The 24,055-nt window shown below is 57.6% G+C and carries 16 protein-coding genes and 1 tRNA gene; 12 read left to right on the forward strand and 5 right to left on the reverse strand.

The features are described from left to right. Positions 1-28: 28 nt before the first annotated feature. From yvcK to GSQ82_RS20345, 4 genes are all read right to left on the reverse strand, one after another. The gene (yvcK, locus tag GSQ82_RS20330) at positions 29-1,135 is read right to left on the reverse strand and encodes a uridine diphosphate-N-acetylglucosamine-binding protein YvcK (protein ID WP_158794101.1); all 1,107 of its coding nucleotides are present in this window, start codon (positions 1,133-1,135) and stop codon (positions 29-31) included. A gap of 57 nt (positions 1,136-1,192) precedes the next feature. Further along, entirely contained in the window at positions 1,193-1,756 is a 564-nt protein-coding gene (locus GSQ82_RS20335; protein WP_158794102.1) for a lipopolysaccharide assembly protein LapB, read from the reverse strand. 148 nt (positions 1,757-1,904) lie between these two features. Beyond that, positions 1,905-2,462, reverse strand: a complete 558-nt coding sequence (locus GSQ82_RS20340) for a DUF4254 domain-containing protein (RefSeq protein WP_254061804.1) — start codon at positions 2,460-2,462, stop codon at positions 1,905-1,907. A gap of 121 nt (positions 2,463-2,583) precedes the next feature. Continuing rightward, positions 2,584-3,882, reverse strand: a complete 1,299-nt coding sequence (locus tag GSQ82_RS20345) for a GlcNAc-transferase family protein (protein ID WP_371417246.1) — start codon at positions 3,880-3,882, stop codon at positions 2,584-2,586. Positions 3,883-3,999: 117 nt separating this feature from the next. Between GSQ82_RS20345 and GSQ82_RS20350 the strand changes: the two genes are divergently transcribed. The 10 genes from GSQ82_RS20350 to GSQ82_RS20395 all read left to right on the forward strand — a co-directional run bounded on the left by GSQ82_RS20350 (position 4,000) and on the right by GSQ82_RS20395 (position 15,819). Then, the gene (locus GSQ82_RS20350; RefSeq protein WP_158794105.1) at positions 4,000-5,067 is read left to right on the forward strand and encodes a glycosyltransferase family 9 protein; all 1,068 of its coding nucleotides are present in this window, start codon (positions 4,000-4,002) and stop codon (positions 5,065-5,067) included. 80 nt (positions 5,068-5,147) lie between these two features. Then, a complete protein-coding gene (gene hldE / locus GSQ82_RS20355) occupies positions 5,148-6,653 on the forward strand; it encodes a bifunctional D-glycero-beta-D-manno-heptose-7-phosphate kinase/D-glycero-beta-D-manno-heptose 1-phosphate adenylyltransferase HldE (RefSeq protein ID WP_158794247.1) in 1,506 nt (501 codons plus the stop codon). After that, entirely contained in the window at positions 6,650-7,630 is a 981-nt protein-coding gene (gene rfaD, locus GSQ82_RS20360) for an ADP-glyceromanno-heptose 6-epimerase (protein ID WP_158794106.1), read from the forward strand. The genes hldE and rfaD overlap by 4 nt, the downstream gene beginning before the upstream one ends. A 111-nt stretch (positions 7,631-7,741) precedes the next feature. Beyond that, positions 7,742-8,968, forward strand: a complete 1,227-nt coding sequence (locus GSQ82_RS20365) for an ATPase (protein WP_158794107.1) — start codon at positions 7,742-7,744, stop codon at positions 8,966-8,968. A gap of 134 nt (positions 8,969-9,102) precedes the next feature. Then, positions 9,103-10,605 (forward strand): Gfo/Idh/MocA family protein, encoded by a 1,503-nt coding sequence (locus GSQ82_RS20370; protein ID WP_254061805.1) that lies wholly within the window; start codon positions 9,103-9,105, stop codon positions 10,603-10,605. A 94-nt stretch (positions 10,606-10,699) separates the two neighbouring features. After that, positions 10,700-11,242 (forward strand): hypothetical protein, encoded by a 543-nt coding sequence (locus GSQ82_RS20375; RefSeq protein WP_158794109.1) that lies wholly within the window; start codon positions 10,700-10,702, stop codon positions 11,240-11,242. After that, on the forward strand, positions 11,236-12,576 hold the full coding sequence (locus tag GSQ82_RS20380) for a Gfo/Idh/MocA family protein (RefSeq protein ID WP_158794110.1): 1,341 nt from the start codon (positions 11,236-11,238) through the stop codon (positions 12,574-12,576). The genes GSQ82_RS20375 and GSQ82_RS20380 overlap by 7 nt, the downstream gene beginning before the upstream one ends. 4 nt (positions 12,577-12,580) lie before the next feature. Beyond that, positions 12,581-13,249, forward strand: coding sequence for a discoidin domain-containing protein (locus tag GSQ82_RS20385; protein WP_216847142.1), 669 nt, complete (start codon positions 12,581-12,583; stop codon positions 13,247-13,249). A gap of 234 nt (positions 13,250-13,483) precedes the next feature. Further along, positions 13,484-14,974 carry a flippase activity-associated protein Agl23 gene (locus GSQ82_RS20390; RefSeq protein WP_254061818.1) on the forward strand — a complete coding sequence of 497 codons (1,491 nt, stop codon included), beginning with the start codon at positions 13,484-13,486 and terminating at the stop codon, positions 14,972-14,974. Between the two features lie 5 nt (positions 14,975-14,979). Further along, positions 14,980-15,819 carry an FAD:protein FMN transferase gene (locus tag GSQ82_RS20395; RefSeq protein ID WP_158794112.1) on the forward strand — a complete coding sequence of 280 codons (840 nt, stop codon included), beginning with the start codon at positions 14,980-14,982 and terminating at the stop codon, positions 15,817-15,819. An 886-nt stretch (positions 15,820-16,705) separates the two neighbouring features. On the opposite strand, the gene GSQ82_RS20400 is transcribed toward GSQ82_RS20395, so the two are convergent. Further along, positions 16,706-16,781 (reverse strand) — tRNA-Lys (locus GSQ82_RS20400). A 390-nt stretch (positions 16,782-17,171) separates the two neighbouring features. On the opposite strand from GSQ82_RS20400, the gene GSQ82_RS20405 reads away from it, so the two are divergent. Together GSQ82_RS20405 and bcsA are read left to right on the forward strand one after the other, a co-directional pair. Continuing rightward, positions 17,172-19,511 carry a cellulose synthase operon protein YhjQ/BcsQ gene (locus tag GSQ82_RS20405; protein ID WP_158794113.1) on the forward strand — a complete coding sequence of 780 codons (2,340 nt, stop codon included), beginning with the start codon at positions 17,172-17,174 and terminating at the stop codon, positions 19,509-19,511. Next, a complete protein-coding gene (gene bcsA, locus GSQ82_RS20410; RefSeq protein ID WP_158794114.1) occupies positions 19,508-24,049 on the forward strand; it encodes a UDP-forming cellulose synthase catalytic subunit in 4,542 nt (1,513 codons plus the stop codon). Before GSQ82_RS20405 ends, bcsA begins: the two co-directional genes overlap by 4 nt. The last annotated feature ends 6 nt before the right edge of the window (positions 24,050-24,055 follow it).

Genomic DNA, 24,055 nt, shown 5'->3' on the forward strand with positions numbered 1-24,055 from the left:
GACACAAAAGTACAGGGAGGGTGGATACCTAAACCGGAACCGCCACAGCTCGTTCCAGCCCAAGCGCCACCAGCCGCTCCGCCACCAGGTCATAGTCATGCCGTAGCACATCGCCCTCATGCACGAAGTCCCCGGTCACCGGCTCCACCCCCAGCGCCCGTACCCGGTCTAGGTCTGCCATAATCGGCTCCTGACCCTCCCGCGCGTACTGCTCCAGCCGAGCAGGCGAGATCGATCCGGTATTGATCAGGGCATAGTCGAAGATCGGCGTTCTGGCACCAGCCGCATGCTGCATGATCTTCTCGATGTGCTGTGAAGCCGTCAGCCCAAGGGACTCGTTCGCCTGCGTCATCAGGTTGCAGATAAAAACCTTGGTCGCCTTGGACGTCGCCAGCGCCTCTGGAATGCCGCGCACCAGCAGGTTGGTGATCAGCGACGTATAAAGCGATCCTGGCCCCAACGTGATCAGGTCCGCGTTCGCAATCGCCTCTAGCGTCTCGGGCAGGGGATCGGCCGTCGCCGGCTCCAGCCGCAGCTCCACGATGCTGTGCCTGCTCGCCGTGATGTTGGTCTCGCCCCGCACCAGCGAACCGTCATCCATATCCGCGGCCAGGGTCACATTCGTATTCGTCGCAGGAAAGATCTTGCCCCGCGTCGCCAGGATCTGCGACGACATCTGGACCGCCTGGGCAAAGTCCCCGGTGATATGCGACAGCGCCGCGACAAAGAGATTGCCGAAGCTGTGGCCCTCCAGGTCGCCGTGCTCGAACCGGTACTGGAAGAGCTTCGACAGCAGATGCTCATCCTCGGAGAGCGCCACCATGCAGTTCCGGATGTCCCCCGGAGGCAGCATCTTGAAGTCCTCGCGCAGCCGCCCCGACGATCCGCCGTCATCGGTCACCGTCACCACCGCCGAGAGCTGCCGGATGATGCAGCGCGGCGCAGGACAAGGAGCAGCCGGAGCACCAACCCCAGGCCCGGACGCAGCAGCGCCCTCGAGCCGGATGCCCCTCCGCCGCTCCGGCGTCACGACGTACCGCTTCAACCCCCGCAGCAGCGTGGACAACCCCGTGCCGCCCCCGATAGCGACCACGCGCAGCTCTTTTTCTTTGGTCGCGGTCACATTCGAAGACATGCGCAGATCCCCTCTCCAGGCCTGTCCAAAGCGGCCAGGCTGGATCTCGATGCGGAGCTAAGCCTCTGGATAGAGCAGCTCCGTGAACCTGGGATCGTCCGCCATGTCCTGGAAGTCCGAGTCCGCCCGAGCCTGGATACGGTTGCGTGGATTCTGCCGGATCGCCTCGGTCAGGTGCTCCAGACACGTGTGTGAGTCGCCCGTCATGCTCGCCAGCACCGCCAGACCGTACAAGGCGTAGTCCGCCTTGTCGTTGGTTGCGAGGATCAGCTTGAAGTGCTCGCGTGCATCCTCGTAGTGGCCGTCGTTCAGCAGCGAGACCGCGTAGTCGAAGTGTTCTTCGGTGTTGGCAAACGAGTTCTTGCTCTTCACCATCTGTGTCGAGCAGGCGGTGCTGTACATTCGTACCCGCTCGCTCATGTCGCCCGCGCCCGCCGCCAGTATCTTGTCGAAGGCCGCCTGAGCCTTGTCGTACTTGCCTTCCTGCATCAACCGCAGGGCCCCTTCGTACTGGGCGATGATCTGCGCGCGGGCACTATCCGCGGTTACGGGGACTGTTCCAGCCAATGTTCGTGGAGCGCGCTTCGGTACAGCAGTATCTACGATCTTTGTCTGAGCCATGGTCAATCCTGTCGCCTAGCTATTGCTGAGCTCTCTCATTCTAACGGGAGCTGATGATTGTTTGTTCACGTGTCGGTTTTATACGCAGACCTGGGCGGAAGGTCAACTCCCAGTCATCTCTCCGGTCACCTCCCCGGTCGGGTCCCAGTCATCTTCGGGAGCCTCGACCATACACTGCCGGGTTCAGCTCAGGATCGTTATACATCTTCATCTGCCGGTACAGTTTGAACCGCCGCGCTCCATCCAGCACCTCCGCCCACAGAGCATCGAGGCACCCCGCAAGATCACCACGCTGCTCCTCCAGCAATGCCAGCCGCCCAGCGTTCCGCAGCCGGTGTTCCTCGGTGGCGCTTACCCGGTGCGCCTCCTCCCGCGTATGAAATATCTTCAACGCAAGAATCGACAGCCGATCGATCATCAATCCCGGAGTCTCCGAGTGAAGCGGAGCTGACTCATTCTGTTCCAGCCTATCCATAAGCCACAGATCCATCTTCTCCACCAGATCATTGCGCCTCTGGTTCAGGCGATCGATAGCATGCTTCACACGTACGATCTCCGCATCGGCGACATCGGGTACGCGAGCCTTATCTTCCTCATGCCAGAGCTCGAAGTTGGCTCTGTGCTGCGCCGTCGCAAGCGCCATCAACCCATCGGCGCTGCCCTCCAGCTCCAGGTCACTCTCCGTCTCATGCAGCAACTGCGTCATCTCATCCTGCATCCGTATTATCAAGCGAGCATCCAGCATAATCACCTAACAGCAACACAGAAGACTCTATCAGTCGCAATCCCCCGCACCCAGCCTGTTGGAAGGCTGCTGCGAGTCCAAATCACTCGGGGTCATCTTCCGCAACAATGGCGTAGTCCTCCTCTGCCAGGACCCCTTCAATCTTTGAGAGCCATCCGCGCGAACGGCTTACCGGCTGCACTCTCCACCTCGCCGGTATGCTCCCCGACTCAAGCTCGCAGATCAGAGAGATCCGTGGTTCCTCTGCCGGAAGCGTCGCAAGTTGAGACGATGGAATATCCCTGCGATAAATCTCGTTACGATCCTCGTCGTAGACACCCACATACCAGAACTCTGGATCATCCAGAGCTTCAGGCGGCAATATCGCGCGGTTGATTGTTATCCGCACGAGCCAAGTGAAAATCTGCCCCGCCCAATCCGGAGCGATCTCTGGGTTAGGCGGCTCTTCGGAGCGCAGCGTGTAATCCTGTACCTTTCGAAGCTTGAACGAAAGCCCCGCATACTCTTCATAGTCACCAATCGTACGCGCAGACCCCAGACCATAGCGGTCCATCAACCCTCCAGCAAGGAGCCGCATTACCCTGTTTTTACTCTGTGAGTCAATCTCATGCCACTCACGCTTGGTATTGTTCGCCTTGGTGTGGTCATCCCAGTGTTTGATGGCAGTCGGTCGTCCATAGTCATGCCAGACAATCGTCTCAAAAGGGTGAAACAGATCATACCCACTTGTGAAGGCGCGAAGCGTCATCGCCGTCTCTTCGCCAAGAAAGTACAGATCCGGGTCATAGCCCAACTCTTCTGCAATACTTCCTGGAGCAAATAGGAAACCCGCCGACAAAAAGCGCGCCCTACGTGGAAGATTTAGCATCTGGCCGCCTGGAATGGCCATTGGCTTCATAAAGGGAATTCCATCATCGGTGAAACCCTGAAATGCCATCTGCAACGGACTATCTACAAGAATCTCGTTTCCTCCCGGGGTAAATGGCGCCGCATAGGTACTCAAAACCGGCTTCAGACTTCCAGTTTGTTCCGCCTCTTTAATCAACTTTGCATCCCACTCACTTGCGAAGCGGCAGTGTGAGTCAATCTGCAGAAACCAACTCTCGCCCTGCCATAAATTCATCACCTCAGAACGCGCCCAGCAGGCTCCCTTACTCTCACGCCAGTCAACCGCGAGAATCCTGAAGCAATCGTTCGAAACAAACGGCAATGTATCTTCACCCGGGCTGTGCTGCCAGCAGATACCGAATCGAAGCCGTTCAGGGTGTCGAGCTTTGCCAATACAATCCTCGATCGTAGGAACAAGCTGCGGATCGCGATACGCTGCAATCGATACGAATATCAAATTATTCCCATCGTTCAAGACTGGCGCCTCGCTCAAGTCAGGCTAACAGTTCAGTTCATACTGTCAATTTGAAGTTGGACCAGACCTCATTCATCGAGTTCCTTCCAACACACTTGTCCTGCTGCATCGAACCCGGCAGACTAGAGCCTGACCATGGCAATCTCTGAAAAGCGGGTTTTGATCTACAGATTAGGCAGTCTAGGCGATACTCTGATTGCACTTCCGGCACTGCATCTGGTCGCACGCGCCTTCCCGAACGCCGATCGTCGCCTGCTGACCAACTTTCCAGTAAACGTCAAAGCGCCGCCGGCCGCCGCGATCCTCGAAGGCAGCGGTCTTGTAAATGGATATCTCCGTTATGCCGCCGGTACACGCAGCCCGCGCGAGCTTGTCGCTCTCTGGTGGCAACTCGTCCGTTGGCGTCCAGAGGTACTTATCTATATGGGGCCTGCTCGCGGAGTTGAATCCGCCAAGCGAGACGCCAGATTCTTCCATCTCTGCGGAATCAAACGGATCATCGGCGCCCCGATCACGGAAGATATGCAACAGTACCGATGGTCAGAATCCGAGCAGGTACTCGAACCCGAAGGAGCACGCCTTGCCCGGAATCTCGCCGAGTTAGGTGACGCACGCCTCGACGCCGCTGAGAGCTGGGATCTCCACCTCACCGCAGCCGAACGGGCGCGTGCCAAAGAGGTTCTCACCGCAGCCGCACACCAGCCTGTCATAGCCGCTAGCGTCGGCACCAAAATGCAGTCGAAGGATTGGGGTCGCGACAACTGGCGCACACTACTCTCTCGACTCGCGACCTTATATCCCGGATACACGCTGGCGCTATGCGGAGCTCTTGAAGAGAGCGAGGCCAGCGAATTTGCCGCTGATGGCTGGCGCGAACATTCAAGTGCTCCAGTGATCAACCTCTGTGGCCTCTTAACGCCGCGCGAGAGCGCAGCGGTGTTTGCTCGGTCACGCATCTTCATCGGACACGACAGCGGTCCCATGCACCTCGCCGCAGCCGTTCAGACGATCTGTGTCGCCATCTTCTCCGCCCGCAATAAGCCCCGCACTTGGTTTCCTTACGGCAAGCAGCATCGCGTCATCTATCACCAAACCGACTGCTGGGGCTGTGGTTTGGAGACCTGCATCATCGAACGCAAGAAGTGTCTTACCTCCGTTACCGTCGAAGAGGTCATCACAGAGGTTCGTGCCATCCTCCATTAGAGTGCCAAGAACTTAGCGAGAGCGCGAGTCTACCCGAAGATGCGATGATGAAGAAGTAATTCATGGAGACAGTCTCGTACATGCTGCCCGAATCACATTCGATCCTGAACCTGCTGGAAGGCGGCTTCAGTCAACTCAAGGTGCTGGTCATAGGCGACCTCATGCTCGATCGCTATATTCACGGCGAAGTCGAGCGTATCTCTCCCGAGGCCCCGGTCCCGGTCATACGCCATGCCCAGCGTTACGAGCGAGCCGGAGGCGCAGCCAACGTCGCAATGAACCTCGCCGGCCTTGGCTGCCAGGCCTTTCTCGCCGGCTTCTGGGGAGGCGACTCGGAACAAGCCGAACTCGCAGCTATCCTGGATCGTGCCGGCATCGATACGGTTGGCGTAGTGACAACGTCACTGCCTACCATCTCGAAGACGCGCATCGTAGGCCGTATGCAGCAACTCCTCCGGCTCGATATCGAAAGCCGCGATACGCCGCCAGCCACAGAAGTCCAACGTCTTCAGGAGCGGGCTACCGAACTGATTGCAAAAGTACACGCAGTCATTCTCTCCGACTATGCGAAGGGTGCTCTATCGAATACACTCTGCGAGATAGTTATCCGCGCTGCACGCCTCGCAGGTATACCCATTCTCGCCGACCCCAAGACACCCGACTTCAGCAAATACAATGGCGTCACCACCGTTTGCCCCAACCTCGGTGAACTCGCCGCTGCCACCGGCATCCCCGCTCATCGCACCGAAGAACTCCTTGCTGCCGGTCAGGCTCTGGTTGTGGAACACGACTTTAAATTCCTTACCGTGACCATGAGCGAGAAGGGAATCACCGTCCTTCGCCCGCCCTCGCCAGACAGCTCTGGCACCTACCATTCGCCAGCACGCGCTCGTGAGGTCTTCGACGTCTCCGGCGCAGGCGACACTGTCATTGCAACCCTCGCCGCTTGTCTGGCCAGCGGACTTCAGATCGAAACTGCGGCCGAAGTCGCAAATCTGGCTGCTGGCATCGTCGTCAGTAAGGCCGGTACCGTACCTATCGCCGCCCATGAACTTGTAGCCGCCTTGACACCAAGTTCCGGCCTCACTGCCAGCGAAAAGATCCTCGATCTCGAACGCGTCAAGCTTCGGGTCGCGGAGTGGCGCGCCTCCGGCGAGACCATCGTCTTCACCAACGGCTGCTTCGATCTGCTTCATGTCGGCCACATCACGCTCCTCGAAGACTGCCGCCGCTTCGGATCGAAACTCGTTCTCGGTCTCAATGCAGATGCCTCTGTCTGTCGGCTAAAAGGCCCAACTCGCCCCATTGTGAATCAGGGCGAGCGCGCACGTGTGATGGCCGCGCTTGCCGCTGTCGACGCAGTGGTTCTCTTCGAAGAAGACACCCCGCTCGAACTCATCCGCGCCCTCAAGCCAAACGTGCTTGTCAAAGGCGGAGATTACACCGTCGAGACGGTTGTCGGTCACGAAGATGTGATCGCTGCTGGCGGGCGCGTAGAGATCGTACCTACGGTCGAGGGTTTCTCCACCACCAATCTCGTGAAAAAACTCACTGCGACCACACACAACGAGGAGATGCTCAAGTGATTATCGTCACCGGAGGAGCGGGTTTCATCGGCAGCAATCTCATCCAGCAACTCAACCTCGCGGGCGAGCGTGACATTCTTCTGGTCGACAATTTCGCGCCTGCACCCAATCTTACGGGCCCGAAGTTCCTGAACCTCGCCGGCGCCGAATATGCCGACTACATGGACAAGCGCGAGTTCCGTGCCGCGTTGAAGGCGGGCTACTTCGAAAACACAAGGATCCGTGCCATCCTCCATCAAGGCGCATGCTCCAACACGCTCGAAGATGACGGACGCTACATGATGGACAACAACTTTACCTACTCCAAGGAGTTGCTGCACTTCGCGCTCGACCGCAAGATTCCCTTGGTCTACGCATCCACTGCAGCCGTCTACGGAGCCAGTACCAGCTTCGCTGAAGCTCCCACGAACGAGCGTCCTCTCAACATCTACGGCTACTCCAAGCTGGTATTCGACAACTACGTCCGGCGCCTCATTCCGGAGATGAAAAGCACCGTCGTTGGCCTCCGCTACTTCAACGTATACGGCCCCCGCGAACAGCACAAAGGCCGTATGGCCAGCGTGATTCATCACTTCACGCGTCAGCTCAAAGACACCGGTACCATCCGCATGTTCGAGGGCTCCGGTGGCTACGGCAACGGCGAGCAGCGTCGCGATTTCGTCTTCGTCAAAGACCTGGCCCGCATCAATATGTTCTTTGCCTACCTTTTGCCCGAAGGTCCGAAGAAGCAGGTCCACGCCATTGTTAATGCAGGAACCGGCGAGGCCCGTACCTTCAAGTCCGTGGCCGAAGCTCTGATGCGCGTTCACGGTCCCGGCAATATCGACTACATTCCATTTCCAGGGGACTTGAAAAACCGTTATCAGCACTACACTCAAGCCGATATTACTGGTCTCCGCGCTGCCGGATACACTGCACCCTTCACTTCTCTCGAAGATGGTGTTCAACAAACTTTCGCCGAAGAGCCTGCCCTATAAATCAATATCTCCCTTCTCCATACGCTGTCGTCTCAAGATAATGTCGAACTGTTGAACCAAGAACTGTTGAACTAAAGATCGAATTGTCCCTACATCCGACAGGAGCCTCGCGTGGCCGATCATCAACAGAAACTTCAGCAGCAAAAGCCGACCATCCTTTGTATCAGCACCTATGAAAAGGGACAGCCCTTTCTCCAGGAAGCCGCACGCCTTGGCGTCAACGTCGTTTTACTCACCGTCGACAAGCACAAATATGGCGACTGGCCCCGCGAATCTCTCACCACACTGCTCACTATGCCGGAAAACCTCACCCCGGTGCAGGTTCTCAACACCGTCACCTATTTCGCTCGCGAGACCAAAATTGACCGCATCGTCGCCTTGGATGAGTTCGATCTCGAAGTGGCCGCACTGCTCCGCGAACACATGCGCCTCCCCGGCATGGGCGAGTCGCTTACCCGGCACTTCCGCGACAAACTCGCCATGCGTGTCCGCGCACGTCAGAGCGGTGTTCTCGTGCCAGACTTCACCCCCGTCTTCTTCTACGACGACCTTCACAGCTTCATGCAAAACACTCCCGGCCCATGGCTGTTGAAACCACGCACCAACGCCTCTGCCATCGGCATCCGCATGATCGAATCACCCGACCAGCTCTGGCCTATCCTCGATCAACTCGGCGACCTTCAATCGCACTACGTCATGGAGCGCTTTCTCCCTGGAGAGATCTTCCACGTCGAGGGCATCACTTGGAATCGCGAGATCCTCTTCGGCGCCCCATACAAATACGGCAAACCACCCATGCAGACCATGCATCACGGAGGCGTCTTCAGCACGCGCGCGCTCAGCAGGGAATCGACCGATGCTCAAAACCTCGACGTCATCCACAGGCAGGTGATCGAATCACTCGGTCTCATCTCCGGCGTTACTCACACAGAGTTCATCAAAGCTCACGCCGACGGCAGATTCTACTTTCTTGAAACCGCAGCGCGAGTAGGTGGCGCTCACATCGCCGACGTCGTCGAGTTCGCCTCCGGCATCAACCCCTGGGTCGAGTGGGCGCGAATCGAGGTCGCTACACTGCTCCATACCGCTTACGCTCTTCCTCCAGTCCAACCCAACTACGCAGGCAGCGTTATCTGTCTCGCTCGCCAGGAGCGTCCCGACACCAGCCGCTACGATGCTCCCGAAGTCGTACTCCGCCTCCACCATCACCATCACGCAGGCCTCATCGTCCGCTCGATGTCAGCTGAGCGGATCGAAGCCCTCGTAGGACAGTACAGCGACGGATTCCTCGAAGAGTTCTGCGCCGTCGAACCCGTACCAGACAAGCCTAGCGCTTAGAGATGCCTTCAATGCAGACATGGACACTTAACCGTTTCCGGAGAGAACACAGATGAGTCTGAAGCCTTTACGTCTGGTATATGGATTGCAACCGTGCGAAGGCAAGGATAGGGTAAATCACTTGCTGCATTTGATTGAAAGCAGGCGTTCTTCCCGTTTCTCGAGACAATTCTTATGCGGTTGCAACTTTACCGTTGGAGATGGTATTTATATGGACCATGTCAAAAAGCCTTTTTACAGATGACAATCTGCGGCCCCGGTCCCTTAATCGACGTAACTTCCTGAAAGTCGCTGGATCGGCTGCGATTCTCCCTTCTGTTCTTCCTGCCTTCTCGCAAAGCTCCGGGACATCCGCCAACAACCGTATTAATCTTGGTGTCATCGGAATGGGGTGGCAGGGACCGGGCAATACGCAGTCCTTCTTGGCATCGGATGACTGCCATGTGGTCGCGGCATGTGACATTGATGCGAATCATCTAGAGACCGCGGTCAAGCTGGTTAACGACTCTTATGGGACGACGGACTGCAAGGGCTACCACGACTATCGCGAGTTGCTTGCTCGCGAGGACATCGATGCAGTCATGATTGCCGTGCCCGATCATTGGCATGAGATCGTCGCGACCGAAGCCGCTCGCCGCAAGAAAGATATATATGCTGAGAAACCCCTCGCGCACACCATAGCCGAACAACAGTCGATTGTTCGCGCAGTCGAACAGAACCAGATTATCTGGCAGATGGGCTCGTGGCAGCGGTCCGTTCCGACCTTTCACAAGGCAGCTGAGATCGTTCGGAATGGATTGATCGGCACGGTGACTCACGTGGAGGTTGGTCTGCCGGGCGGAAATTCAGATTTCGATGGTGTTCAAAAAGAGGCGCTGGCCAAACTAGCCGTACAAGGGGTAAATGTCGCTGATCTAGAGCAGGTTGTGAGCGGCACGAAGACCTGGGATATGCTGGTCTCCGCTCCTCCGCCGGAGTTGGATTACGAGACATGGATTGGCCCATCTAAGATGGAGCCTTACATCCGGGCGCGTTCCCATAAATCCTGGCGTTGGAATTACAACACCGGAGGCGGGCAGCTTATGGACTGGATCGGCCATCACTGCGATATCGCGCATTGGGGCCTGGATTTCGACTACTCAGGCCCATCGGAGGTTGAAGGTGGTGGTGAACTGCCGCCGGCTAACGCGGTCTGGAACTCTGCGCCAAAATACCGCTTTGAATTGAAGTATCCGCAAGGCGTGACAATGATCATCGCTGGTGGCTACTCCGACATAAAATCGGGCGTGAAATGGATTGGCACCGAAGGCTGGGTGTGGGTCGATCGTTCCGGATTTGACGCGTCGAATCCCAGTTGGAAGCAAGGCAAATACCTGCCTCGAGAGCTGCGGAAGGTGAAACTTTACACTTCATCCAATCACCAACAGAATTTTCTGGATTGCATAAAAACCCGTCAATCAACCGTTACGCCTGTCCAAGTCGGACACCACTCGGCGATTCCTGGACATCTTTGCACGATCGCGATGCATACCGGAAGAAAGATTCACTGGGATGTGAAAGAAGAAAAGATCATTGGAGATCCCGAAGCCAGCAAACTGATGACCCGTGAGTACCGCGGTCCATGGAGGATGAGCTGAACGCTTGTTAGCCACTGGCAGCTTCCCGTGGTCGTGACCGGCGGAAGCGTAAACTTTAAAACTTGCAGTTAGCCTTGGCATCGTCCGGGGGGATATGACTGATTCAACTGAACGAAAGCTGGTTCTAAACCGCAAAGACAATTGGGATTTCACCTTTGCCTTTCTGGCTCTGCGTCTTTGGCTCGGTGTGCGTGCGCTGTTTGTTGGCATCGAGAAGTTTGGTGCCTATCGTTCCGTCGCGCAGCCACTTATCGATCCTTCCACCGGTCAACCGGATGCCAGCGGAGTGATGGTCAATGTGAACGTCAAGTCGTATGCCTTGGCCAACTATGCAGGCCTGCCTACCGCGCTCAAAGACAAGTTTGCCCATGAGCCTTTCTTGCCGAAGTTCGCATTGGTAGCCTTCGATCGTATGTTGGGTCCGGCATTCATTCTGACCGGAATCATGCTCCTGATTGGCCTGGGCACTCGCCTATCGCTGCTTGCTCAGGCATTGCTCTTTATCGCGCTGACCATCGGCTTGGTGCTGATCGATCAGTCAGACGGTGCGGCTTATCTGGGTATTCATATTGGCTTGGTTGCAGGAGCTTTGCTGCTCGCCGAACACAACAGATTTACGGTATTGAAAAGATGGTGAAGCCTCTCCTGAATCGTCGCGAATTCATTAGTGCAACAACGGCCACAGGCGCCACTTTATTGTTGAACGCCTGCAAGTCCGATCCCAGCCCCAAAATAGCGTCGGCCGGTAAGTCTTCGCTGAATACCATCAATATCGCCCTCATTGGTTATGGAGAGGAGGGCAAGGTCTTACTGGAATCCATCCTGAATATTGAGGGTGTCAGGCTTGTGGCGCTCTGCGATATCTGGGATTACCACCTCCAGGAGGGTGCGCGTTATCTAAGTAAAGTCAATAATGAAGTCCGCACCTACGAGAATTATGAAGATCTGCTGGCCAAGGAAAAGGACCTGCAGGCAGTCGTGATTGCTACGCCCGACTTCTGCCATGCGCCGATGACCAATGCATGCCTCAAAGCCGGACTTCATGTGTATTGCGAAAAAATGATGAGCAACACCATTGACGGAGCGCGCTCCATGGTGAAGACCATGCACGAAACTGGAAAGCTGTTGCAGATCGGTCATCAGCGACGCAGCAACCCGCGTTACCTTTTCACCAAGAACCGCCTGCTGGAAGAGGCCAAGTTCTGCGGCCGCTTGACGGCAGCGCAATCGCAATGGAATCGAGCGGTCAAGGAAGACTTCGGATGGCCTAAGAAATATGAACTGCCTGCTAGTACGCTCACTAAATACGGCTATAAAGATATGCACCAGTTCCGCAATTGGCGCTGGTACAAGGGACTCGGCGGTGGCCCGTTATCCGATCTTGGCGCACACCAAATAGACATTTTAAATTGGTGGCTGGGCACGCCGAAGTCCGTTATCGGCAGCGGCGGGCTAGATTATTACAAGAACCACGACTGGTATGACAACGCCATGATCATTTACGAGTATCCGCTGGAGCAGGGCGTGGCTCGCGCGTTCTATCAAGTGCAGACGACCACAAGTGCTGGCGGCGGTTACTATGAGATGTTCATGGGTGACGAAGGCACCATCAAGATGTCTGAAGACCCATCTATCTGCTCGATTTATCGTGAGGCTCGTGCCACTCAGGTTTCTTGGGACGATCTACTTCAGAAGGGCTACGTCCGTGCTAAGACGGCCAGCGCAGATGACGCCGCGAAGGTGGATGTGCGCGAAACCGCTCAACTGGCGGAGTACGAGATTCCGGTGTTTTTCAATAAGCCGCCGCATCAGCCGCACCTGGAGAATTTCTTCAATACTATCCGCGGCACGGCAAAATTGAACTGTCCTGGCGATGAAGCGTTCAGCAGCGAATATTCGATTCACAAAGCGAATGAAGCCGTTGCCACCCAAACCCGAATTGCCATCACCCCCGAAGAAGTGAGAGCTTGAGACGATGATGAGAATATTTTCTACGAAATTTTTCGTTCTCGCTACATTGCTTGTGTCCGCCGCGGCGCTTGCTCAGAACCAAGTCGTTCTAAAAACACAATTACCGCCGCCCCTGTTCGTTGGAACTCCGGTGCCCCTGCACGTACCCAATCTTGAGCCCCCGACAGCTGGCAAGCGCCCTGATTTTTACGTTCCGGCCGGTACGATCAATCTTGCAAAAAACAAAAAGGTCACGTCGAGCGACAACAATCCTGTTGTTGGCACGCTCGATATGGTCACTGATGGAGATAAGGACGGCAATGAAGGCTCGTGGGTCGAGCTTGGGCCGGGCAAACAATGGATGCAGATTGACCTGTCAAAGAAAGCCACGATCTACGCGGTTCTTGTATGGCATTTTCACTCCCAGGCGCGCGTGTACCGAGATGTTGCGGTGCAGGTCTCCGATGATCCCACGTTCAAATCAGGCGTGACTACCGTGTTCAACAGCGATTCTTCCAATGAGCTTGGTCTTGGTGCAGGCAAGAACCTGAGTTACATCGAGACGTATCAGGGGAAACTAATCGACACCAAGGGCGTGCAGGGACGCTACATTCGTTTGTACAGCAACGGCAATACGTCCAATAAATTGAATCACTACATCGAAGTTGAAGTGTGGGGCAAACCTGCTGCCTGAAGCTCAGATCAGTAGGCATCCGCAGGCCATTGCAGATGAGCGATGCTAAGAGTTTCGGAGTTCATGCACCGCAAAATCCGTAGTCCAAGGGTCGTCCAGATTTACAAAGGAGCGGTGACTTAGGACGATCCTGAAAGGAATGCCATCTCTGAAAACACTTGAGTTTGGTGTATCGATCCCATGAGCTCCGATCAGCCCCAGCTCGTTCTCTACAATCGAAACTCATCGCCCGGAATGGAGAGCTCCTTCCTTCCCCCGAAGTGGCTTCGCTGGGCAACTTTTCTTCTTCTCGCACTTTTCGGTCTACTCTTCCGTCTGCCGCAGCTGGGTGCGCGACCAATGCACACAGATGAAGCTGTCAACGCGTACATAGTAGGACAATTACTGAGCGGTAAAGCATTCATTTACGACCCGCTGGACCGACACGGACCCCTATTGGCTGCAGTTGCGCTGCCGCTAGCCAGACTGCAGGGTGCAAAGGCGTTTTCTGATCTCACCGAATCGGAACTGCGCATGACAACAGTTCTGGCAGGAAGTCTCACGATTTTGCTCTTCGGTGCGGCGGTCGAAATGTTTGGCTTTCTACCGTGCTTAATCGCCGCGCTGCTGTTCGCTGTTGCCCCTCTGCCGGTCTACTACGACCGATATTTCATTCACGAGTCGCTATTTGTCGCCGCCACCTTTGGATTGATTCTGACCGGTTGGCGTGCAAGCAAAAAACCTTCCGCTGGGCAGGCAGCGCTGACTGCAGCCTGCGCTGCGTTGATGCTTGCAAACAAGGAGACCGCTCTTCTTCACTTCTTAGCGCTGGCTGTCGCGGCAATCGTCTTCTGGCGCTGGAACCTGGGCGGAACGAGTCTTAGTAGCCTATGGCGGCCAAAGTTGATATTGACTGCGGCTGCCGCTTTCCTTCTTTTGAGCGTAATGCTGTTCACTTGGTTCGGCAGTAACTCGAAAGCCCTGGCCGCATTGTTGCAAGCAATACCTAACTTTTTGGTGCGTGCGGGCGGCGAGGGCCATCAAAAGCCTTCCTGGTATTACGTTCAGCTTCTTGCTGGCGGGTGGTTGGGCGGAGTAATTTTGACCCTGGCCTGCATCGGTTTCTTCCAGATCATGAGAAGACGTGATCGTTCGGCCTATGGCCTTCTGGCGCTCTATGCCGTCTTCCTAGGCGCTCTCTACAGCTTGATTCCATACAAGACGCCGTGGCTGGCCCTGAATCTCTGGCTGCCAATCACCTTGTTTGCCGGTCTGGCGATTGAATCGCTCTGGCGCATACTGGCGGCGTATCCTGTTCCTCCTATAGTCCTTCGTACTTGGTGCATTCTCGTAGGAGCTTTGGTTGCTATGTTGATAGCCCACGATACGCGGCAGCTCGTATTTCTCCATCCTGCCGATGAAACCAATCCGTATGCCTATGCTCACACCTCGGAAAATTTGCTGGGATTGCCTGCAGAGATTGAAAGGCTGGCACGTCAGAATGCAGTTACAGTACCGCGGATCGCCGTCATAGCCTCAGATCCTTGGCCGCTGCCTTGGTATCTGCGGCACTTCCCCGAAGTCGGGTTCTGGCAGCCGGGTCAGCAACCGGGAGACGTAGATTTTTACATCACTTCCACCGAAGCTGCGGACCAATACGGAGATCAATTGCGGAGTTTTCACCCGGAGTTTTTCGGAGTCCGGCCAAATGTTCTGATCGTTTTGTGGTCGCACTCGCCGAACTGAAACCCATGGCTAACATTCATCAGTTTAACCATCGCGCAATGGCGACACACTTCGAGGTGCGCATCGCCGATGAGGAAAGAACGTATGCCGCGCAAGCCGCACAGGCCGCGCTCGATTTACTGGATAAGCTGGAATCTTATTTAAGCCGCTTCCGTGGCAGCAGCGATATAGCGCAGATCGCTCAACTCGCGCCGGGCCAAAAGTTGCGCTTGAGCGAGCCGGCGTTCGCATGCCTCGAAATCGCTAAAAGAATGGAATTGGCAACACTCGGCGCATTTTCCGCCACAGCCTCCGCATTGCAAACACAATCTTGTTTACCGTCGTGGAACTTACTCCCGGAGGAGCTTTCTATTCAGTGCGAGAGGGGACGGGTGCAGTTCGATCTAGGCGCCATCGGCAAGGGGTTTGCGCTCGATCGCATGGCGGAGTTGCTACGAAGCTGGGATTGCCCCTCGTTCCTGCTGGTTGCGGGTGGCAGCAGCATTCTGTCGGGAAATCCTCCGAAGGAATCCGCTGGCTGGTCCTGCGGGCTGGGAGACGACAATACGCCGCAGCGACTACTTCTGGCGCATACTTCGTTGAGCGGCTCGGGACTGGCGGTGAAGGGTAGTCATATCCTTGATCCGCGCACCGGTCGGCTAGCCTTGCGGCAAAATCGAGCCTGGGCCCTCACCGATACCGCGGCTGAATCGGACGCGCTATCGACGGCGTGCATGGTTTTGAATGAGCCGGAGCTGGAACAAATCCTTGCGCACAACCCCTCCTGGCTGATTTTTCTCGAGCCTGATGGAATCGATCGACCGATGGGAAGCCGTGTGTTACCGCGCAAGCCTGAGGAGGTTTGAGCAGGAACGCGAAAGTGTCGCTGGGCTTCTTTTCAGCAACCTTGACCTCAATACTGCAACCTTAGTCGTTAACCATACCGGCGGCATTCAACGGCGCCACGCCGATTGCAGCCATCAGTGACTTCTTCGCTGGGGAGCCTTTCAGTTATCAAAGGCAAGGATTGACTCGCCGAGGTCCAGCAGGCGTACGCGAACTTGCAGAACAATGTTGCGAGTATCACAACTCCGCCAGGCGCGGCTCCGCGCGTAACGACAGGCCCATTACCCGCATGGGCATGCGAGCCAGAGGACCGCCGCTAAGGCCTAGACGAATACTGCTCTACTGTCGCACCGACAGTAGAGCAAGCGAGGCCTTCATTCAGTAGCGAGATCAACAGTTCTGCGGCCATTGATGTATGGCTTACGCGATATGTTCGCGTCAGGCTATGCAGAACTGAACCAAGTGAGATATAGGCGAGACACTGAGCTGTGGCGATCACAGCATTAGCTTGGTCCAGAAGTTCTTGGAAACGTTTAGCAAAAATGTCGCCCATAGACGGACGATACCGTGACGAATGCCGGGGCAATAGCAGCGGTCATGCATAGCAAACTGCCAGATTTCGGAAAGATACCGTCTCTACTGGTGCCCGACAAGATCTTCCGCTCAGGTATTCACCTGCTCATGCTGATGGAGGAACTTGCGGAGGCAAGCAGCAGACCCGGTATTGCCATCAGCACTAGTGACAAAGAGATATCAAGGAGAACGACCAATGAGATCTCTCGACGAAAGCCTGGCCAGTGAGGTAGTTTCTTCGGCGAAGTAGAAGAAAAAGTGAAAGATTCACTCTTCGAACTAATTTGTCAATCGTGGTTGACGATTGCAAGTATATGATTTTTAGGTAATTTATGGTGAGAGCGCTGGGGCTCGAACCCAGGACCAACGCCTTAAAAGGGCGATGCTCTACCAACTGAGCTACGCTCTCAGACCACACTACCAAGTTAGCACATTCGGCATAGGGAATTTCGTCGTCAGGCTTCGACTCCACAGCCTATTTAGCACACATAAGCCAAGCCCTGATACACGGCGGCCTTTTCATCCGTGCATCCCTTCGCGAACATTTTGCAGCGCAATGCAAGATCAACACCGATGTGTCTAAATCTCCCATGCTGCTTGCAGGCGTAACACGCGTAGTGATCGCTCCGTCACACTTAAGTCGCATATCGATTCATTGACTTGAACAGACTCCCACAGTAGCCTCATGCTATTGCATGACAACAGGTTAAACTCACTTCTTTGAGCCGGCGGTATCGGTGGATTCAAAGAAAAAAGTTGTCCCAGGACTCACCGCACAGTACGTACAGGACTCGCAATCATGGATTCTCGCAACGCCGACAGGTTCGATGAACACGCAGCAGTAGAGACCCCGGAAGATGTCGCAGTGCTCTACTCTTGGGCGAATCTTCACGGAGCGAAATATCGCGACTTCTCCGCCTCGCGACGGGAGTATCGCGCACAACTGAGGCACCGCGCCGCAGAGCAGGTACGCGAACAGGCGCTTCTCGCTCAGGCCGAGGCCGAGACCGCAGCCGAAGCTGCAGATGCCGCCGCCCGCCAGGCAGTCGCCGCCGCCCGCACCTCACGAGCCGCAGACTCCGGCTTCGATGCCGATCGTTCTCTTCTCGTGGCCGAAGAGGCCGCCCGTACCGCCGCTGCGGAGCGTGTCGAAGCCGCTCGTCGGGCCGAAGCTGCTGCCATCGCCGAAGCCGCCGCACGTCGCGAAGAACGAGAGATCGCCGAAGCCCACGCCTCCGCCCAGCGACAGGCTGCACGTTACGCCGACTCCGAGATGCGCCGCAGAGCCGCCGATCATCAAACCTCTACGTCGGCCGCATATGAGCTTCAAGGCCAGACCTCCAAAGAAATTCCCGGAGAGATGTCCGACCCCTACACCGCCGGCTCCAGCCTCCACGCCACACCTCCAGGCGTACCGGCCAGACGTGCCAGCGATATCAAACCCGCCCATCCGCTTCCCAACGCTGCATCCCCAGCAGTTTCTGAGCAGCGTACACCCGCGCCGCTCCAACCACCCACATCTCATCCTAGGCCGCGCCGTCCACAAGGCTATCGTCCCGACGAAGCCTCCGGAGTTCGCCAGATCTACCGCGGGCCAGACCTCGACCTTCCTCTGGTCGAGTACACTTCATCTGACCCACTTAAAAACTCTCCTCCACCTCCAGGCCGTTCTGTGTCCGCACCTGCTCCAACCCAGGAAATGACGCCAACTCCCGATCAGCCCTTGCACTCCCCACGTCAGTCTTCGAGCTCCAGCGAAGGCAAAACCCCGCTCACCGGGCAGCGCCGCACCGATCCTCAACCACAGCCGACGGTTCGGCCTCCGCAGGCCACATCAGCACCGGCTCCCGTCCATGGCGCCTCCGAACCATGGTCGCCCGTGTCGGTTGACCGGCCACGCTTCGCCGCCGATCCCACGCAGACAACCCAGCGCGATGCTACTGCCCCATCATCGGTCTCCGTCGCGCCCAGACCGGTGTCTCCTTTCTCCCAGGCTCTCGTTCCATCCGACTCCACCCGCGGTCGTCGCGCTCAGGACGACTTCGACTATCAGCAGTCCCAAGTCCAATCCCAGACCCAACAGTCCCAGAGCGTATCCGACTCGCCCCGACGCTCCCTGACAGAACTCGCGCACGAATCTCTTCAGCGCTCTGGCCTTACCTCCGACCCCGCCGGTCCTGCCTGGCTCTACGCACCCCCGGCGCCACAGCTCCCGCAACGTCCTCTAGCCTCCGCGGCACCTCAAGCCCAATCCTCGGTCGCCGATACCTTGCAGCACTCCCGTGAGCGCGTCGCCGCTCGCTGGTTTGCCCTCAAAGGCGTCTTCGAGCAGCCCGGTCAGGATCAACCCGAGGCCGCCCCCATTCGCCAGAAGGAGACCCGTACCCCGGTGCTCGCTGTCTTCTCCCTCGCCGGCGGTGTCGGCAAAACCAGCTTGGTCGCAACCGTGGGCCGCGCACTCTCTTCCATGGGCGAAAAAGTTCTACTCACGGACACTACCTCGCACGGCCTCCTGCCTTTTTACTTCGGTGCCAGCGAACTCCGTCAAGGCAGCGTACGCACCTTCTCTCCTCCCAGCGGAAGCACCGACGCGCCGATCTACCTCGTCAGCTACGCTGTAGAACAGCAGAATCATGACGACGCAGCGCAGGAGCTTCTCGCTGAAGAGATCCTCAACAACAGCCGCGGCACGCACCGCATCCTGCTCGATCTCACCGTCAACTCCAGCTGGATCATCCGCCGCCTCTCGCGCATGAACCCGACCATCCTCGTCCCCGTCGCCCCCGATATGAACTCCGTCATCAGCCTGCAGATGGTCGAGAAGTTCTTCAGCGGCGTCAACGACGGAGACGGCCGCCCCCTTCAGCCCTTCTACGTCCTCAACCAGTTCGACACCTCGCTTCCCTTGCACCTCGATATCCGCGAGGTCATGCGCCGCCAGCTCGGCGACCGGCTCCTGCCCTTCGTCATCCGCCGGGCGCCTGCCGTCAGCGAAGCTCTCGCCGAAGGCATGACCGTCGTAGACTACGCACCCGATGCACCCGTGGCCGAGGACTATCTCAACCTCGCCACTTGGCTCCGCACCGTCGCTGCGCCTGCCACCGCCGGCTTCCGCAACGTGCGCTGGAGCGAGCGATGAATGCGTCACCTCTCTTCAGGCAGTTTGAGGCCGGTGACAATCTCTTCTTCAAAGTTCTCCGCTCCCTCATTCTTGTCTGCGGCGTCTTCCTGCTCGGATTCACCGGCATCCTGGAACTGACCTGGCCCCAGCAGATCGTGCTCGGCATCCTCACCGTCGCTCTCGTCATCTGGCTCGACCGAAGTTCAAGCTCCTACGTCGTCACCCTCACGCTCATCCTTGCCTCCATGTTCTCCACCTTCCGCTACGGCTTCTGGAGACTATCCACTACCGTCAAATTCTTCTTCGATCCCGGCTCAGTCTGGAGCTCGCTCGACGCCTTCTTTATCTGGCTCCTTGTCTTCGCCGAGACCTACGCCTTCATCATCCTCTTCCTCGGCTATCTGCAGACGCTATGGCCTCTGCGTCGCACCCCGGTTCCTTTGCCCGACGATCCCGGTAAGTGGCCCTCGGTCGATCTCCTCATCCCCACCTACAACGAGCCCCTGAGCGTCGTGAAGTACACCGCTCTGGCTGCCATGAATATCGACTGGCCCACCGACAAGCTCAACGTCTACATCCTCGACGACGGCAAGCGAGAAGAGTTCCGCCAGTTCGCCGAAGAAGCCGGCATCGGCTACATGACGCGCGACGACAACAAACACGCGAAGGCAGGCAACATCAATCGCGCCCTGTCCCGTCTGGACTCGCCCTTCGTCGCCATCTTCGACTGCGACCACGTCCCGACCCGCAGCTTTATGCAGGTCACCCTCGGCTGGTTCCTGCGTGACAGTAAGCTCGGCATGCTTCAGACGCCGCATCACTTTTACTCGCCCGATCCCTTTGAGCGAAATCTAGGCCAGTTCAAGATGATCCCGAACGAAGGCGAACTCTTCTACGGCATCGTCCAGGACGGTAACGACTTCTGGAACGCCACCTTCTTCTGCGGCTCCTGCGCGGTCCTCCGTCGCACCGCGCTCGACGAGATCGGCGGCATCGCCGTCGAAACCGTGACCGAAGACGCCCACACTTCGCTGCGCATGCAGATGAACGGCTGGAACACCGCCTACATCAATATCCCGCAGGCCGCAGGCCTCGCCACTGAGCGTCTCAGCGGACACGTCAAGCAGCGTATTCGCTGGGCCCGCGGCATGATCCAGATCATGCGCACCGACAACCCGCTCTTCGCCAAAGGTCTGTCCGCAGCGCAGAGGCTCTGTTACTTCAACGCGATGACGCACTTTCTCTACGCGCTTCCTCGCCTCATCTTTCTTACTGCCCCACTCATCTATCTCATCTTCGGCCACGTCAACGTCCCCGGATACTGGGCCGCCATTCTCGCCTACGCCGCGCCTCACCTTGTACTCTCGAACATCGCCAACTCGCGCATCCAGGGCCAGCACCGCCACTCGTTCTGGAACGAGATCTACGAGACTGTTCTCGCCCCCTACATCTTTCTCCCCACCATGCTCGCCCTGGTCAACCCCAAGTTCGGCAGCTTCGACGTAACCGCAAAGGGCGGCGTCGTCAATCGAAGATTCTTCGACAAACGCATCGCGCAACCGTTCATGTTCATGATCGCCATCAACGTGGTCGGCATGCTCTGCGCCATCCCAAGGTTCTTCCAATTTCCCGGCTCAGACCTCATCTGGCCCTTGAACGTACTCGCTGGCATGTACGACGGCAACCACTACGGCACTATCGTTATGAATCTCATCTGGGTCTGCTTTAACCTCGTCATCCTTGGCGTCGCCACCTCGGTCGCATGGGAGAGCAGGCAGCGCCGCCAGACCGTACGCGTCGCCATGTCGATTCCCGCCGATGTCCTTCTGCCCAGCGGAGCTATCATTCACGGCGTCACCACCGACGTATCCAGCGGAGGCCTCATGATCCGCATGGAGCGCGAGTTCACCGCCAGCATCGGCGACTCCGTCAGACTCACTCTCCCCGTCCTCGACGGCAACGCCACGCTTCCCGCCACGCTGGTAGGCGTCAGTGGCAACGTCCTCCGCGCACAGTTCGACCCACTTAATCTGCAGGAGGAGGAGGCGCTCACCATGGTCCTCTACTCCCGCGCAGACACCTGGCTTGGCTGGGGCGAAAACCGCGAGCCGGACAAGCCCCTCACCAGTCTCCTACGCATCTTCCAGCTTGCGTTTCATGGATTTAAACAATCGGCACGAGGTTTGATGAAGTCGAAGAAGTCCGCACCCAAGGCCAAGCTTGCCACCAGCATCATTGCACCCCTTCTTTTTATGGCCGTGTGTCTCTGCACCCAGACACTCTCAGCCCAACTCTCCCACCCCCACCCCCAGCGCAGCCAGGCCGGCACGCCATTCGGCACTCTACCAGCCACGTTGCCCACATCGGTGCAGTCCGCCGACGGCGCCTCCACCTCCGCAGCCCCCGGTACCTTCGACAAGGTTCTCGCCCTCTCCGACATCGGCGTGCCCGACACCATCGTCATGCGTGGCACCGACGCCTACGACACCGTTCGCTTCTCCCTGCCTGAGAACCAGATCGTCAAGAGTGCAAGGATGCACCTTCGCTATCACTTCTCGCCCGGCCTCATCCCCTCTCTCAGCCACATCAAGGTCAGCCTCAACGGCACCCTCTTCGCCACCCTTCCTGTCACCTCGCCAGCCAGCGCCGTCGCACCGCATTCCAGCGGGGCGGCGTCAAACACCGTCAGCAACGAGAACAACGCTCTGCTTGAAACAACGGTCGATCTCCCAGCCGACATGCTCGTCCACAACAACGAACTCACCTTCGAGTTCATCGGCCACTACACCCTCAAGTGCGAAGACCCCTCCCACTCGACCCTCTGGAGCCACGTCGACAGTAACTCCACCCTCGAGCTCGCAGGAACCCTCATACCCCTGCACGACGACCTCAAGATCCTTCCCGCTCCTTTCTACGACTCCGCCGTCGATCTTCGCCCCGTCATTCCCATCGTCTTCCTCACCCAGCCCTCGCCCAAGGCTCTCCAGGCCGCCGGCATCGTCGCCTCCTGGTTCGGCATGATGGCAGACTCCCGCCCCGTCCGCTTTCCCGTCTCCGTCGGCGTCGTTCCCCCCGGCAACGCAATCATCATCGGCGAAAACAGCGCAACCCTCCCCGCCTCGCTTCAGATAAACACAAGCTCAGGCCCTACCATCGCCATGCGCAGCAATCCGAACGACCCGTACTCCAAGGTCCTCGTCCTCACCGGCGATACCTCGGACGACGTGCTCAACGCCGCCATAGCCCTCACCCTCCAGCGCGACCTACTCGAAGGCAGTCAAGTACGCATCCCCAACCTCAAGATGCCCGCGCCCCGCGAACCCGACGACGCACCCCGCTGGCTCAGCACCGAAAAGATCACCCGCATCGGCGACATCGCCCAGACCACCGGCCTGCAGACCGACGGCTCCAATCCCATCGCGATCTACATGCGCCTGCCGCCCGATCTCTACTACGGCGCCCAGCAGAACCTCGGATTCCACCTCGGCTACCGCTATAACGGCATTCCCATCTCCAACGAGAGCAGCCTTCAGGTCTACCTCAACGACTCCTACGTCAGCTCCACTCCACTGCCGCACATTCAGAAGGCCTCCGCCCAGCTCGACACCATCGTTCCCATGCCGGTCTCCGACATGCGTCCCTTCTCAAACTCCATGCTTCTGCGCTTCATCTTCCTTCTCGCCAAAAAAGGAGAGTGCCAGGACACCGCGCCCTACAACATGCAAGGCTCCATCCTTAAAGACTCTTACCTAGACATCCAGGGCATTCCCCACTGGGCGACGCTTCCAAATCTCGAAATCTTCGCCAACGCCGGCTATCCCTTCACCCGCAAGGCTGACCTTTCCGACACCGCCGTCATCCTGCCCGACACTCCCACCCCCGACGAGATCGAGGTCTTCCTAACCCTCATGGGACACTTTGGCGCTCAGACCGGCTATCCCGTCCTCAACGTCTCCGTCACCAACTCAGACGGCATGAAGACCGACCACCGCAAGGACTATCTAGTCCTCGGCACGGTCGACGATCAACCCGCCATAGGTCATCTCAATCCATCACTCCCCGTCGGCGTCGACGGCAGCGGCCTGCACATCCAGGACACGCAGGGCTTCTTCGCCCAGCTCCAGCACGCCTGGTGGAAGGTCCACAGCTCCGACCGCGTACAGTCCGGTCAGCTCGAGACCGCAGGCGGCCTGCCCGACGTACTCATCGAAGGCATCGAGTGGCCCAGCGGGTCCAACCGTTCTGTCGTCGTCGTCGCCCTGCGCGACCACAACGTCGTCCCCAACTTCCTCTCCGTCTTCCTCAAAACCTCGCAGTCCTCCGACGTCTCCCAATCGGTCAGCGTCCTCCACGGCTCCCGTTTCGTCTCCTACCGCATCGGCAACGACGACTACCGCGTAGGCTCGCTCTCCTGGTGGATTCAGCTCAACATGCTCTTCTCTCAATACCAGTGGTTGATGGTCATCTCCACCCTCACCTTCTGCTTCCTCATGGCCATCATCATCCGCTCCATCCTTCGGCAAAAAGCACGCGCCCGCCTCCAGGGGAATGAATAGACCCAC

Origin of the sequence: Granulicella sp. L60 (assembly GCF_009765825.1) — a bacterium.
Taxonomy (GTDB): Bacteria; Acidobacteriota; Terriglobia; order Terriglobales; family Acidobacteriaceae; genus Edaphobacter.

Excerpts from the sequence above, each read along its gene's own strand:
- yvcK (WP_158794101.1), bottom strand. The coding sequence starts at position 1,135 with ATGTCTTCGAATGTGACCGCGACCAAAGAAAAAGAGCTGCGCGTGGTC.
- GSQ82_RS20335 (WP_158794102.1), bottom strand. The coding sequence starts at position 1,756 with ATGGCTCAGACAAAGATCGTAGATACTGCTGTACCGAAGCGCGCTCCA.
- GSQ82_RS20340 (WP_254061804.1), bottom strand. The coding sequence starts at position 2,462 with ATGACGCAGTTGCTGCATGAGACGGAGAGTGACCTGGAGCTGGAGGGC.
- GSQ82_RS20350 (WP_158794105.1), top strand. The coding sequence starts at position 4,000 with ATGGCAATCTCTGAAAAGCGGGTTTTGATCTACAGATTAGGCAGTCTA.
- hldE (WP_158794247.1), top strand. The coding sequence starts at position 5,148 with ATGCTGCCCGAATCACATTCGATCCTGAACCTGCTGGAAGGCGGCTTC.
- GSQ82_RS20375 (WP_158794109.1), top strand. The coding sequence starts at position 10,700 with ATGACTGATTCAACTGAACGAAAGCTGGTTCTAAACCGCAAAGACAAT.
- GSQ82_RS20380 (WP_158794110.1), top strand. The coding sequence starts at position 11,236 with ATGGTGAAGCCTCTCCTGAATCGTCGCGAATTCATTAGTGCAACAACG.
- GSQ82_RS20385 (WP_216847142.1), top strand. The coding sequence starts at position 12,581 with ATGATGAGAATATTTTCTACGAAATTTTTCGTTCTCGCTACATTGCTT.
- GSQ82_RS20390 (WP_254061818.1), top strand. The coding sequence starts at position 13,484 with ATGGAGAGCTCCTTCCTTCCCCCGAAGTGGCTTCGCTGGGCAACTTTT.
- GSQ82_RS20395 (WP_158794112.1), top strand. The coding sequence starts at position 14,980 with ATGGCTAACATTCATCAGTTTAACCATCGCGCAATGGCGACACACTTC.
- GSQ82_RS20405 (WP_158794113.1), top strand. The coding sequence starts at position 17,172 with ATGGATTCTCGCAACGCCGACAGGTTCGATGAACACGCAGCAGTAGAG.
- bcsA (WP_158794114.1), top strand. The coding sequence starts at position 19,508 with ATGAATGCGTCACCTCTCTTCAGGCAGTTTGAGGCCGGTGACAATCTC.